Annotated in this window: 13 protein-coding genes, 1 pseudogene and 1 riboswitch; of the genes and pseudogenes, 3 read left to right on the top strand and 11 right to left on the bottom strand. The window is 38.3% G+C overall.

Annotated elements, in window-relative coordinates:
* Positions 1 to 582: 582 nt before the first annotated feature.
* From DWA31_RS12925 to DWA31_RS12910, 4 genes are read right to left on the bottom strand one after another with little or no spacing between them, the layout of a single operon-like run.
* Positions 583 to 978: a CBS domain-containing protein gene (locus DWA31_RS12925; protein ID WP_114326996.1), complete on the bottom strand. Its 396-nt coding sequence runs from the start codon at positions 976 to 978 to the stop codon at positions 583 to 585.
* Complete coding sequence (locus DWA31_RS12920; protein WP_114326995.1) at positions 975 to 1,325, bottom strand: P-II family nitrogen regulator; 351 nt, start codon at positions 1,323 to 1,325, stop codon at positions 975 to 977. Before DWA31_RS12920 ends, DWA31_RS12925 begins: the two co-directional genes overlap by 4 nt.
* Before the next feature lie 13 nt (positions 1,326 to 1,338).
* Complete coding sequence (locus DWA31_RS12915) at positions 1,339 to 2,208, bottom strand: DUF1538 domain-containing protein (RefSeq protein WP_114326994.1); 870 nt, start codon at positions 2,206 to 2,208, stop codon at positions 1,339 to 1,341.
* Positions 2,208 to 2,945 (bottom strand): DUF1538 domain-containing protein, encoded by a 738-nt coding sequence (locus DWA31_RS12910; RefSeq protein ID WP_114326993.1) that lies wholly within the window; start codon positions 2,943 to 2,945, stop codon positions 2,208 to 2,210. Before DWA31_RS12910 ends, DWA31_RS12915 begins: the two co-directional genes overlap by 1 nt.
* 477 nt (positions 2,946 to 3,422) lie before the next feature.
* Here DWA31_RS12910 and DWA31_RS12905 point away from each other — a divergent pair, with 477 nt between their 5' ends.
* Positions 3,423 to 3,593: a hypothetical protein gene (locus tag DWA31_RS12905; RefSeq protein WP_245942618.1), complete on the top strand. Its 171-nt coding sequence runs from the start codon at positions 3,423 to 3,425 to the stop codon at positions 3,591 to 3,593.
* A gap of 60 nt (positions 3,594 to 3,653) precedes the next feature.
* On the opposite strand, the gene DWA31_RS12900 is transcribed toward DWA31_RS12905, so the two are convergent.
* The 7 genes from DWA31_RS12900 to dapA form a co-directional block, all read right to left on the bottom strand.
* Entirely contained in the window at positions 3,654 to 4,217 is a 564-nt protein-coding gene (locus DWA31_RS12900) for a class I SAM-dependent methyltransferase (RefSeq protein WP_114326992.1), read from the bottom strand.
* A 27-nt stretch (positions 4,218 to 4,244) separates the two neighbouring features.
* A complete protein-coding gene (locus DWA31_RS12895) occupies positions 4,245 to 6,665 on the bottom strand; it encodes a TonB-dependent receptor (RefSeq protein WP_114326991.1) in 2,421 nt (806 codons plus the stop codon).
* 124 nt (positions 6,666 to 6,789) lie between these two features.
* Positions 6,790 to 7,041 (bottom strand): hypothetical protein, encoded by a 252-nt coding sequence (locus DWA31_RS12890; protein WP_136037996.1) that lies wholly within the window; start codon positions 7,039 to 7,041, stop codon positions 6,790 to 6,792.
* A 156-nt stretch (positions 7,042 to 7,197) separates the two neighbouring features.
* Positions 7,198 to 8,370 (bottom strand): succinylglutamate desuccinylase/aspartoacylase family protein, encoded by a 1,173-nt coding sequence (locus DWA31_RS12885; RefSeq protein WP_114326989.1) that lies wholly within the window; start codon positions 8,368 to 8,370, stop codon positions 7,198 to 7,200.
* A 9-nt stretch (positions 8,371 to 8,379) separates the two neighbouring features.
* Positions 8,380 to 9,618, bottom strand: coding sequence for a PLP-dependent decarboxylase (locus tag DWA31_RS12880; RefSeq protein WP_114326988.1), 1,239 nt, complete (start codon positions 9,616 to 9,618; stop codon positions 8,380 to 8,382).
* Positions 9,619 to 9,847: 229 nt separating this feature from the next.
* Complete coding sequence (locus tag DWA31_RS12875; RefSeq protein ID WP_114326987.1) at positions 9,848 to 10,597, bottom strand: 2,3,4,5-tetrahydropyridine-2,6-dicarboxylate N-succinyltransferase; 750 nt, start codon at positions 10,595 to 10,597, stop codon at positions 9,848 to 9,850.
* A 28-nt stretch (positions 10,598 to 10,625) separates the two neighbouring features.
* Positions 10,626 to 11,594: a 4-hydroxy-tetrahydrodipicolinate synthase gene (gene dapA, locus DWA31_RS12870; protein ID WP_114326986.1), complete on the bottom strand. Its 969-nt coding sequence runs from the start codon at positions 11,592 to 11,594 to the stop codon at positions 10,626 to 10,628.
* 155 nt (positions 11,595 to 11,749) lie between these two features.
* Positions 11,750 to 11,993: riboswitch (Lysine riboswitch) on the bottom strand.
* 443 nt (positions 11,994 to 12,436) lie between these two features.
* Between dapA and DWA31_RS12865 the strand changes: the two genes are divergently transcribed.
* Entirely contained in the window at positions 12,437 to 13,498 is a 1,062-nt protein-coding gene (locus tag DWA31_RS12865) for a methyltransferase (RefSeq protein ID WP_114326985.1), read from the top strand.
* 685 nt (positions 13,499 to 14,183) lie between these two features.
* Positions 14,184 to 14,297, top strand: a pseudogene (locus DWA31_RS12860) (GTP cyclohydrolase FolE2); the annotation flags it as partial.

Here is a 14,297-nt window from a genome sequence, read left to right as displayed (position 1 = left end):
GAAAGCTTGTGGCTTAAATTGACTCTGTCAAACACAGTGTTGACAGTCGGCTTGGTTTTATCCTCCACACCATTACTGGCTTTCATCGGCCTAGCCTTACTCACTACTACGGGTTCATCTGCCACCTCACACTCGTAATACTCTTGAGTCACCTCTTGAATAATACGTCCAACCATTTTTGATCAAATCATTTTGATTGGATACAATGCCAGGCTTCCCCAGTTACTGCACTAGTTCCCTGTTAGAAATTCCACCCTCAAACACAGCATTGGTCTGACTAAGTATTGGGCTTCGCGCTATTTTGGACGCTTACCCACCAATACCGCCGAAGCAGGTTACGGTTAGTTGTGTACCTCTAACTTCTTATGGCTTCCTTCAGACCCCACCGTTAGCCAGTGACGCCCTTGCCATTCAGATTATCTTCCCCTTAGTCGGGGTGATAAGGCTTCTTTCAGCCTATCGGGTTTGCCAGCTTCGCTGGGCAAACAAAAAAGTCTAAATAATCAAATTTAGACTTTTGGATTATTAATCCAAGCTAATTAATAATTGAACATTCGAAATATGTTCAAAAACTAAGCATAACTACTCGACTTGGCTAAAAACCATATTAGTATAATCAACCATGCCTATAATTTCTTTGTTTTCAATAACAGGGGCAAGATGAATACTAAAGCGCTCAAATAATCGTGCGCAATACCTTACATCCATATCAGGCAATACACTGATCAAAGGTTTTGCCATTATTTCATATAAATTTACGCGATCGGGAGAACGATCTTTTGCTAGCACTTCTTTGGCAATATCTGCAAGCATCACTATACCGTATTCATCTTGAGCATCACGTTTATTAATAATTAACGTGCTAACGTTATGTTCTTTGGCTAACTTAATCCCCTCAGAAGCGGTCATCATACCATCAGCAAATTGATAGTTGTCGGTGGTCATCGCATCTTTAACTTGTACTAATTTATGACTCATAGCTCTTCCTCAATTTTACCTTTTAAGCGCTCTACCTGATGAGCTACGCCTACTGCATCTTCGACATTTAATTGAATAGCGATACCTTTACCCGGATCTTCATCAAAACCAGCAATATTGCTAATTCGCTCAAGTATTTTTCTTGATAGATGTTGTTCAACAACAAAAAGTAATACATCCCTTTGTGTTTCAAGTTGCATGCCAAAAAAAGTACGCTGGCGTTTTACACCCTCGCCTCTGGCATTGTTTATTATGGTTGCGCCTGTTGCGCCAGCCATTCTTGCGCCTTTCATAACGTCGTCTGTTACTGCGTCGTCAACAAAGGCAACAATTAATTTAAATTGCATGTGATCACCTATTTTATTTGTCTTCTATAGACTCTTTCAAGGAGTCTTGTTGTTTCTGATTTAAATTACGTTTATTTTGTTTGTCTTGCTTAATTTGGTTTCTTTTTTCTTCTTTTTGTTCAGCCCTATGTGCTCTGGCTTCAGTTAACTGTGCGTAAGCCATAACGGCAATTATTGGAAATAAGCTAGCAAAAGCAATTAAGCCAAAGCCGTCAATCAATGGGCTACGTCCAGGAATTGTACTGGCTAAACCTAAACCTAAAGCAGCAACTAGAGGTACGGTTACGGTTGATGTTGTTACACCGCCAGAATCATATGCCAATGGCATAATTAACTTAGGGCAATAAAAAGTTTGAATGACCACAACAACGTAACCAGCAATAATATAGTAATGAATAGGGTGACCTACGACGATGCGGTAGCTCCCTAAGGCAATACCAACAGCAACACCAATAGCCACTGCGATACGCAGGCTATTCGCATTAATCGCACCACCAGAAACTTCCTCAGCTTTAATGGCAACGGCAATAAGTGAAGGCTCAGCAATTGTGGTACTAAAACCTATTGCGGCTGCAAAAACATAAACCCACTTATAATCTGTCCAATGAATAGTGGTTAACACTTGCTCGCCAGCATGAATGAATTCTGGTGCGGTTAATTGTGCTGCCATCATTTTGCCTAACGGAAATAAGGCTTTTTCCAAACCAAGCAAAAACAAGGCTAAACCAATAAGTACATAAATAAACCCGAAACCTACCTGCTTGATATGAGGGATAGGCTTGCGAATAACAAGCAGTTGAAAACCCAAGATTATTGACAAAATAGGTAATACATCAACAACGGTATTTTTTAAGGTGGTTAAAAATTCAAAGATCAAATCCATTAACTGATCACCATGCCGTAAATCATCACAAAAATCATCGGTGTTAATGAGGCGAAAGCGATTAAACCAAAACCATCAATCATCGGGTTTCTACCCTTTATTGCTGAGGCTAAGCCTACACCAAGTGCTGTCACTAGGGGAACGGTAATCGTTGATGTTGTAACACCACCCGAGTCGTATGCAATGCCAATAATCCAGTTAGGTGCAATCATAGTCATCAGTACAACAACAACATAACCGCCTAAAATTAAATACTGTATTGGCCAACCGCGAAGTATACGTAAAACCCCCATAACAATAGCAAAACCAACAGCAAAGGCTACGGTAAAACGTAAACCGTTGGCATATGAAAGTTGTGATTCTAAGGTGTCAGCAATAATGCCACCGGATGCGGCAACAATTGCAGCCTCTTTCGCTACGGCAATTAACGAAGGCTCAGCCACGGTAGTGCCAAATCCTAAACAAAAAGCAAAAGTGAGTAACCAACTAATGCTGCCTTTTTTGGCGAAGGCTTGCGCCATCGATTCACCAATAGGAAATAAGCCCATTTCTAAACCATAAATAAAGAAAGTTAACCCAAGGACAACCAGTGCTAAACCGACCAAAATATCGCCAACATTAGGCATAGGCTGTTGCAGAACAGCAAATTGAAAAAATGCAATAACGAGAATAATGGGTAGTAAATCTTTGCAACTACCTAATAGTGCTTTTAGAAAAACGAAAATCTGATTAGTCATAAACAATTACGTAATAAAGAATACTTAATATTATATAAAGAATTAAAACACTTACTTTGATGCAACACAAAATAAGTGTTTATTTAAAGTAAACGTTCGAAATGGTGAGCAAGATTGCGGATATGGAACAAAGAGTATTTTGCGAGATCCAGATTCTATCTGGTATATCCAATACTTTTTACTTCAACCTTAATGCCACACATCTATCACCATAGTTAGTACCAAAATTATAATACATGTGACTTTACTAATATAGACAAAATTCAGCTCAAATCATTATGATTCAAATCAATATCGCTCAAGGATACAATTAAATTGAAATATACTTGAAGTAAACGCATTATTGTTGATGCTCCAACTTATATACCCATGATACTTCAAAATGTCTGTTTCAGGGCAGCTGAACGATTCATGATCAAGGCGCATCTTTTTATTAAGGGTCGTTCCCTTAAAAAGAGATGCAACGAAGAACATGATTTGATCAGGGGCCCCTGTAAGGCTGGTTTAGAAACGCTTTATGCTACGTTATTGATTTCGACAATGGCGCTACATGGATGTAGCTTACTAGAGAATGCAGGAGCATATTCTCCTGAACAACCATTATCTTCAATCAAAGTCTTGCCTAAAGACGTTTCTAACTCCAGCTGAATCCGACATATTGAAGTAACATGGGTATATTGTTAAAACAAAGATCAACAGCGCCTAACGTTATTCATTTAAATTTGGTTTTCTCGCCACGATTTGAGCAATAGCTTGTTTTTGATTACTAGCATTCGCCGACTCAATAATACCTTCAAAGCTATGGAGAATTTGCCAATCAGAAAAAATATCTGCCAGTTCCCCCGCTTTTAATAAAAAATTAGCCTTTTTTGGGCGACCAAATTGCGCTTGTTCGGTGGTGAAGGTTTCATAAATAATGAGACCATTGGGCAAAATCGCTTGTTTGATTTGTTTAAATAGCGGTCGATGCAAATAGCGAAACACTATAATAGCGGCAAAAGATTTACCTACTAGTGGTGTTTCACCTTCTTCTTCAAAATCAGTCAACCAAAAGCTTGCTTGCTGTTTGTTATTTACCAGAGACGCATGCTGTTGCACCTGTTCTATAGCAGCAGAATTAACATCAGCAAAGGTTACGGATATACCATTTTCAATTAAATAAAGGCCATTTCGACCACTCCCGCAAGCAAGATCCAAAACCGTGTTTTGCTTGTCAGTATTTAGGTTTTCTAATTGCTTAAGGTATTTACTAATGAGTGGTGAATGTTGCAAAATAGAATACCTTTTAATTCACTTTATTTAAAAACTACCACGAACACCGATACTAAAGTTTCGCCCCGGTAGTGGCGCAAACTCTTTAAGAAATGACGAATGCACATGAGCAACTTCATCCGTTAAGTTATTTCCTTTAATGTACAACACCATATCACTATCCCTAAAACTCATTCCATCTAAATAATAGTTATAATTAAAATCTATCAGGCTATATGCCGCTGTTGATGTTTCTAATGACGCAATATCATTTTGCTTAAAGTAATGATTAGCACTTATTTCGCTATCAAAGCTATTGCCTTGGTAGTTGAGTGAAGCGCCTATTCGCATAGGAGGAATACGCGGTAAGCTGCTATTTTTTTCACTGCCAATAGACTCCCCACTACTAGCAAGCTCAGCTTTGATATAATCACCAAAAATTTTGACTTTAATCGGGTTAGATATTTGATAAACAAATTCAGCCTCAAGTCCGTACATGTTCACATCACCTTGTTGGTAAATTAGTATCGGCAAACCTTCTTCATCGTGCTCATCTGCATGTTCATCTTTAAATTGAAGACCAGTGTCTTGTTGGTAGTAATAGTCTTTCACATGGTTATAAAATGCACTGGCAACAAAGCCAAAGTCACCTTCAAATTTTCGCCATGTTAGATCGACACTATAAGACGTTTCAACCTCAATATCCTGTGGCGATAATTCCACATGAATTTCATCATCTTCTTGTGATAACTCAAACATAGCGCCTACTTCAAAAGTACCTGTACCAATATGCGGGCCAAAAGAAAACAGTTCCGCCGCTGATGGGGCTCTTTGCGATACAGCTAATGATAAGCCAAGATTATATCCTGCTTGGTAATCCCAAACTAAACCTAGCGATGTACTAAAAGGGTTAAAATTTTGTTGTACAAATGATACCTGTTCATCGTCATGAGCATGATCGTGATCTGGGAAGCCGATAGTCGTATCGTTAGCATCAATAGTTACTCGCTCAATTCTAGCGCCTAGCTGTAGCAATAGATCACCAAAATGCTTTTCTTCTAACCACGCGATGGCAAAGCTGTCGGTATTTGAAGGGGGAGCAAATGCTTCTTCACCTATGGCTTTAAAATCAGAATTTTTGAAATGAAGAGTCCAAGCGCCCTGCCAGCCTAGATATTCTTGATGATGTAAATCAACTTTCATTTCAAAGCTTTCATTAGAAAAAGTTGTACCTACTAATCCGTCTTCTATTTCTTGATGCTGATAATCAGTGTACGCAAACCGAGTGATCAGTTGTTTAATAAAACCAGTAGAGAAGTTCACTTCACTTAATACCTGTAATCGGTCTTGCTTCATTTCTGCCGCAGTACCTAGATCATTTCCCTCTTCTTCATGTTCTTCTTCATGATGATCATGCCCAGGGATGCCATAATCACGCTTTATCTTACCGTAAGAAAAGCCAATAAAACCTTGGTCAAATAAAACGCTAGAACCCAATGTAAAACCGCTAGATTTTGAAGCGCTGTTACTTAGAGAATTAGTGACAAGGTGACTACCTTGCTCTTCTTCGTGTTCCTCATGTTCTTCCTCAGGCACTTCAAAACCTTTTGGTAATTGGTAATCACTCGCATCACGCCAAAAACCATCTAGATGCACAGCTACGCTATCATTACCCGTTTGTATAGAAAATGAACCCTGTTTTTCGTTGGCTACATCGTTATATTGTAACAACCATTCGCCAAGCATATCAGTTGATGTTGGTACGCGATTATCAACAATATTAACAACCCCACCGATTGCGCCACTGCCATAAAAGAGAGTCGCAGGGCCACGCAATACTTCAATTTGTGTTGCGGTACTTGTTTCCGAAGCCACTGCATGATCAGCACCAACACGTGATGCATCTCCCGCATCTAAGCCATTTTGAGTAATTAACACTCTGGGTCCATCTAAACCACGAATAATAGGACTACTGGCCACTGAGCCATAAAAACTAGAATGTACACCTACTTCATTTTTTAGGGTTTCACCCAATGTTGATGCTTGCTTAAGTTTCAGTTCATCGCCTGCGATAACATTAACCGGTAAAGCTGATTCAATGGTTGATGTGTGTAATGGCGTCGCATAGACATCAAATACTTCCATCACTGATGGCGACAGCCTAATATTCAGTCCTGAAATATCATCTTGATTTATAGTGATATATTGATTTTTATGAGCATAGTTTTTTGCACTCGTATGTAATTCAATCTTACCCGCTGTTAAATTAGATATCGTAAATAAGCCTTGTTCATTAGTGATAACCTTTTGTTGATTACCATTAATTTCAACGAGTGCACCACTAATAGGTTTGTTTTGTTGGTTAACGATTTTTCCTGAAATATTTTGTGAAAAAACGGCTGATGTATAACTGAATGCAGAAATAGATAAGCATAAAGTACAGGCAGTGAATACCTTGTTATAAGGCATGAAAATGTGCTTTGAAAACATGAATAATATAATCCAATACAGAGGTAAAAATTTTGCTCAATGATCACGCTAAATCAAGAATTTAAAATCTGATTGGGCATCGTAGCAAAGAAATAGATAACATTTATTGGATAAAAGGGGGGGCTCGTAAAAGCGGTTGAACAAACTGGCTAAGCGTAAACTCAGCCGTAGTTAATTGAGAAGTATAAAAATTATAACCAGTAACAACAATTGCTTGAACTTGGGGGAGTTCAGGCGGTATATCGATCCCTTGATTACATAGTTGACAGTCTTGCTGCTCAACGGCTGTTCTTTGATCAACTAAATGATCCGCATGAGCAAGTACTGACGTTAAAAACAGCAACACAAAAACCATGAGTGCAATTGCCTTCATGGTTGTTAAATTATTCTCGGTGTTTTTGCTTGTTTTTAAAAAGCTAAAATTAGAAGTTTGCATCATATTATTTGTGATAATATAACACTTCAATATTGTCTACAAGCTATTTTGACTACTAACTATTTAGGCACATAATTAAAGTTCAAAATAGTTTATAAACACTTTATACAACTCAGTACCTTGGTTCACACTGGCTGAGGCAAAATGCAAAATAGGTAACACTTCACTATCAAGACAAATATTGTGTAATGGACCTCCGTCAACACTACTTTCACTAGAGTAGTTATCCATTCGTAAAATGCGTGCTAGTGGCTCACCTGCTGCCAGCGGCTTACCAAATTCAGCTAAATAATCCACCATTCCACCCATAGGCGCATATAGCGCTTTATAGTCTTTTAGATAACAAGCGTAACGGGTCATTTGTTGTGGTAAAAAGTCTTTAGGTAAATTCGCTGACTCATTATTACCGGCAATAACGCCTTTGTATTGTAAATAACTCAAAATACTCAGCGCATCTTCATGAGCTACCACTAAGTCAATTTGTTCTTGTGTACCCAACTCAACGGTAAAGCTTTCTTTCGCAAAAGCGCCCTTACCCATAGTAAAATTTCGACCATGGCTTTCAAAAGCTTGTTGCAAACTCCACCACGGACAAAAAGTGGCTTCATCCATTGCGCCATCAAAATCATTAGGGATAAAAATAGTATGGGGAATATCAAAATAGCTGGCGCTAGCCTTTATATATTCTGGACAATATAAATGTTTACTCGAGATAGGACCAGTATGGAGATCTAACACTAAATCTGCTTGATGTGCCATACGCTGTAATTGATAGGCGATACGTTGACCCGTAGTTAACCCCCACATATTATGATCTAACTTATCTTCGATTTGATCTAACAACAATTGTTCAAAGTCAGTTTGTATTTCAGCTTCAGTCGCATCAATATGCTGCTCAACAAAAGGAGCAATAATCCCATCATCAAAATGATACATGCGATTCCAGTTAACACCCGTAATAGGATCAAATCGACCTAAAGTATATTCACCATTTTTATGATTACAAGCAATAGGGTTGGCATATGGCACTAGGGTTATATTCGCTTGAATATTGCACTCTTTGAGCAGCTCAAGCAATTGAAAAATAACTGCATTACCTTGTACTTCAGCACCGTGCATGTTCGCTTGAATATAAACATTAGGTGCAGTGCTTTGCTCAGGTTTATAAGAATAAACAGGCACGGTGAGCTTAACACCACTGGCCATTTCTCCCACATGCATAAGCTCTTTTTTAAACATATTAATCATAATATAACCCTAAGCTAAGTAAGAAGTTGCCGGTTGTGCTGGTCTTATTTCGACTAAATTCCCTTCTTGAAAAACATATTCTGCCGCTAACTGATGACATAAGAAAAACGGCATACTTTCAGTAAAACCATAAGCACCACAATAACCAAATACAAGCTTGTCATCCACGGTAACATCGTCAGGTAACGTTAAATGTCCGAGTTTATCCATACTGGTACATAACGGCCCATGAATATCAAAGGCTTGGCTTGGTGCATTAGAGTTTCTTAATAACATAACAGGAAAAGGTTGGTCGGTAATAGCAGGACGAATTATATGGTTGATGCCCGCCGCTAATACTAATTGCTCTTGATCATAATTTATTTTTCTGTCAACAACCGGCACAACATAATAACCACACTCAGCAACAGCAAATCGGCCTAATTCTAGCCAAAGCTCTTCAACACCCGATTGCGCTTTGATATCGGCTAAGTCAGTTATAATTTTCTGCCATGACAACTGCTTGCCTTCATTTAAATAGTCAATGCCTAAACCACCACCTAAATCGAGAATTTTTAGCTCCATGCCAATATCAGTAGCAAGGCTTGTTAGTGGTTCAACCATCTGTCCCCAGAGTGAATACATTTTTTCATTACTGAGCATGTTGCCCCATTGAAAAATATGTAAACCGCAAATATCTAAATTAGGATAGTCATTTACCTGCACGTTTTGCCATTCTTGAACTGATAAACCAAATGGCGTTAAGCTATTACCACCTAATGGATTTTTTTCACCGTCAGGCCATTGAAGTTGTACACGTAATAAAACTGTAGGACTTTCAACTACGCCTTGTGCCGTTAATGCTTGCTCAGCAATAACTTCATTTAACCAATTAAGTTGATTTAAACTTTCAACAACAAAGGTTTTTACGCCTAATTCAACAAAGGCTTTTAACTGTTTTTTCGATTTAGCCGGACCTGTATTTAAAACACGATCAGGGCTAATACCTTGTGCTAAGACTTGCGCTAATTCACCAGAACTAGCGACATCAAAATTAAAACCTGCGCCATCTAATGTTTGAATAATTTTAGACAACGGATTAGCTTTTACGGCAAACCATAGCTTAATCACATCTTGCTGCTGTAATTGCTCAAGATGATTTTTTAAGGCGTCAAGTTGATAAACAAAGTAGCCCTGTTCATCATCAGGTGATTGATGTTTAAGTAAGGCATTTTCAATACGGGTATCGAACCAAGTCGGTTTAGTCATAATAATTTCTTTTGTTCTAACAATAAAACGCTGCCAATAATTTTAACTATTCAGCTTTAAGCGGTATGGTTCAAGTTAAAGGAAAAAGCACGGAGTTGACGCATGTCAATATTCCGTACATCCTGTACTCCACCTTTTAGGCCATCCTTCGGATGTTCAAATTATTTCCCGAAGAATTTGTGAGTACTTTTGACGCCTAAATTGGACTATACCGCAACAAGGTGAATGGTTAACGTAAGATTGATTCTAACTCAAGTGAGGCATCACTTTGTTCATCACGGTATTTAACAATTAATGCACAGGCCATACTTAAACCTTGTGCTTCTGCCCATTCGCCTTTAACAGGGCGAGTGCCAGGAACAACTACGGCGCGCTCAGGAATTTCAGCACCTTTTTCACGCATTACTTGATTAACACAATCATATACTGGTACTGATTTAGATAAAGACACGCCTGGCGCTAATACAGCCCCTTTTTTCACTACAATGCCTTCAACAATAACAACGCCTGCACTTAAAAATGCGTCATCTTCAATAATAACCGGGCTAGCACCGATAGGCTCTAACACACCACCAATTTGTACAGCAGCACTCACATGTACATTCTTACCTACTTGTGCACATGAGCCAATTAAGGCATGACTATCAACCATGGTACCGCTATCAACAAAAGCACCGACATTAATATAAGCAGGAGGCATAATAATAACGCCCGGTGCCACATGTGCGCCAGCTCGTACTGACGATCCACCTGGTACTAAACGCACACCATCTTCTGGGCTAAATTGACGAGCAGGTAAATTGTTTTTATCAACAAAACCTTGATAGTTACCCTCGAAACTAATATTAACCCCTGCTTTAAAAGCAGCTAAAATACCCTGTTTCACTTCAATATTGGCATGCCAATTACCATTCTCATCTTGATTTGCTGCGCGTAATGCGCCTGTTTCTAACTGTGCTATTACATCTTGCCAGTTCATGCGATATTCCTATTTTCAATTGCTTCTATTAAGAAGCTTGGCTAAAAGAAGTTTGACTAGCTTGTGCTAACCATTGGTTAATTTGTTCATCAATAACCAATAATTTTGTATTATCAGTTAATTCAATATGGGTTAACGGTGCGCGCAAGGTTGGCGTGCTAATGGCTTTTTGCTGATGCATCAATATTTTTACGGCAATGGGATTTGCGACACTAAAAAGTGCATCTACAGCATTATTCCACACAGGAAACATTGTTTGAGTTTGCCCAGCTAAGCACAATTCTACATAGGTTCTAGTCGCTTTTGGCCAAACATTCCCACTCACAGATACCAATCCTTTAACACCTGCTGGTATTAAATAAGGTAGCATGGCATCTTCGCCAGTATATATGTCTATATTGGGGCATTGTTGGCGGTAATTCAAAAATTTGTTCAAATCTCCACTGGCTTCTTTCATTGCCCAACAATTTGGATGATCTTGTAAACTTTGTATTGTGCCTACCGGAATTTCAACACCACTACGTGATGGCACGTTGTATAACATACAAGGAAATTTCGCAGCATCTAATAAGGCTTTAAACCAAGCTGTTTGACCAACTTCTCCCGGTTTTGCGTAAAGAGGTGTGCCTAATAAATAGCTGTGAATATTCAGTTTATTACAACGGTTTATCCAATTAATTTGCTCGGATAAGTTATAACCACCAACGGCGACCATTAAAGGTGACTTTATTGATAAGGTCTCTTGTAAATTACAAATAAACTCAACAATAGAAAATTGCTCATCATTAGTTAAAGCGAGCCCTTCCCCAGTGCTTCCTAGCAGTAAAAGTCCATTTCCAGCCTGCACTTGTGCCTTGGCAATTTCAGCTAAACTGTCGAAGTCTATACTGCCGTTTTGATGAAAAGGAGTAATTAGTGCGGTCCATAACGGACAGTCGCTCACCGAGGTAACATTAGCTGTTACTGGTGAACTATTTATAGATGTTTTTTGATTCATGGCTCTCGAACTCGTTATTTACCCGTTCCGCTTGAATATGCATGATTCAGCTGGAGCGGATATAACTGCATATAGCAGATTGGTTCGGAAAACTTATAGGCATTTACTAAAAACCGAGGAAAAGCACTGTAACAGTGCCCGTTGGCTATTATGCAAAGGCCAGAAGTTCTCCACTCAAAAGCGAAATGATTAAATAAAATGATTTCGCTAACAGTGACAGTTGTTGGGATTCAGCCCGCTCTTGCTAGATCACCTAGCAAGTAAACAACCGATAAATACCGAATCAAATCAGTATTATCTCGGCGTTAATCCCCCTCATTACCATCAGCAGAGTTTGATCTCTGTGCGCTGTAAACAACGCAATGATAACTACCTGGTTAACGCTCCTCTTCTGGCCCCTTTAAACTTAATGACACAAAACCACCAAGTTAATATTAGGGACGGCGCTATTTAAGCATTTTTATGGCTTTTTTGTCAATGCACTTTTTTATACTAATACCAAGTCTATTAAGTTATTTCCCGCTCAGCGAGAATTAAAAGGCTTAGAGGCAAGGCTTTAATTAAAGATAATGGTTATTCCCTTATCAAAATAAATAACGCTGCATATAAGCCTTTTAAACTCGCCCTCCGGGAGCTTATTAGCAAACTGATAACATCGCAAAATTGGTGAAATATAGAATAACTATGTTTAATCAATTTCACTTGTTCTAAGCTCGCTAATAGTAGCTCTGAGCTGGGAATAAATTTAATATAATTGGTATAATGCAGGAATTATAATTGTCGATTAAAGTTCGAATATCGTAGAATATAACATTCACTCTTATTCAGTAGTCTTTCTATTTATGTCGATTTCAAATATCAGCCAAGTGTTATTGCGCAATATCGAAGTATTATCCGCAACCACACCACTTTTTATTAACTTGATGGAAGATGGTTTTATAACGCGTTATCTACATGATTATCCAAACGCAAATATCACGTGTTACAACACTAACTTTATTGATTACCTTGCCATCAATAATAAATATGAGAATCAAATAAAGACACTTTTTTCTAGCGAATATAAAAATGAAATCAAACACGATTTAGTTGTTATTAATTTTCCCAAAAGCAAAGATGAGTTAGCATTCACTTTAGCGATGATCGCCCCCTATTTACTTAACAATGCTAAAATAATTTTAGTTGGTGAGAAAAAAGGTGGTGTGCAATCAGCACCTAAATTAACGCAGCATTTTTTAACTAGCTGTCAAAAAATAGATGCGGCCCGACATTGTTTATTGTTTGGGGGTATACATGAAACTAAAGAAGGTGAAAGTGACGCCTTTATAATCGAAGATTGGTATAAAAACTATGAGGTTAATATCTCAGGTATTACGTTAATCATTGCTGCTTTACCGGGTGTTTTTAGCCAGAAAAAGCTTGATGTGGGTACTGCCTTGTTATTAGATAACTTACCTAAATATATGCAAGGTAAAGTATTAGATTTTGGTTGTGGGGCAGGGGTTATTAGTTGTTTGATTGGCAAGAAGTTTACCAACACCGACTTATCATTACTTGATGTTAGCGCTTTAGCCATAGCCTCGGCAAAGAGAACACTCATGTTAAATGGTTTAACTGGCAATGTTTTTGCCTCAGATAGCTTATCAAACGTCAATGAAAGCTATCAACATATCGTTTCAAATCCACCTTTTCATCAGGGTACTCAAACCAGCTATCAAGCAACGGAAGACTTTTTACGTGGTATAAAAAAACACCTAACTGCCACTAAACAACAAAAAAGTGATATCACCATAGTAGCCAATAGCTTTTTACAATACTTACCCATAATGCAGCAACATATTGGTAAAACAAACACCATAGCAAGAAAACAAGGCTTTAATATTTACTACCATAAGAAAGGTTAAAAATAATTAAAGCAGAGTATATACTCATGATACTTCAAAATGTCTGTTTCAGGACGCCTGAGCAATTCATGATCAAGACGCTTATTTTTATTAATGGTTGTTCAGGAGAATGTGCTCCTGCATTCTCTAATAAGTAACATAAAGTTAAGAGATTGATTTTTAAGTAAACATAAAACTGGAACACCGTCATTTCCGAAGTCTCTGATCGGAAATCCATAGTGTTTAAAAACTGGATCCTCGATTAAAACACCACGAGGATGACGACGTAAATTTTTGGTGTATGCTTATAGCAATGTTACTAGTAGATGGTTGGGGCGTAGCCGCTGTTTTGCTAATAAGCTACATCCATGTAGCGCCCTTGTCAAAATCAATAAGGCAGTGTAAATCGTTTTTAGCCCCATCGGAGAAGCACTTGAGCAATCCCATTTTATTGTTGCGCCAAAGAAATAGGGAATACCATGATTTAATTGACGCGCCTCAAACTGAAATTGCTCAAGTACTCTGAATCGAGCACTTTGAATGATTACGGGTATATATTACTTCATAAAGTGAGTCCTGCATTTTGAAGTAGTATGAGTATCAAAAATACGATAGAATGTGCGCCTTTGAATTTACTTGTTGCGTGGTTTATTAGCTATCATCGCGCGACCTTAGTTAAGTAACTATAGCTTAAAGCGGAGTCGTAATGCCGACATCAATGCCTGATATTGCCAACCATACAACAGCCCAAACAGAGGGAACCCTTGACTGGGTTGGAATGAGCAATATTGAAATGCCAATAATGGTCGCCTCAAAGGGT

Origin of the sequence: Candidatus Colwellia aromaticivorans, from assembly GCF_003333305.1 — a bacterium.
Classification (GTDB): domain Bacteria; phylum Pseudomonadota; class Gammaproteobacteria; order Enterobacterales; family Alteromonadaceae; genus Colwellia; species Colwellia aromaticivorans.
The sequence above is the reverse complement of the archived record's forward strand: the minus strand, read 5'-3'. Positions and strand labels throughout refer to the sequence as shown.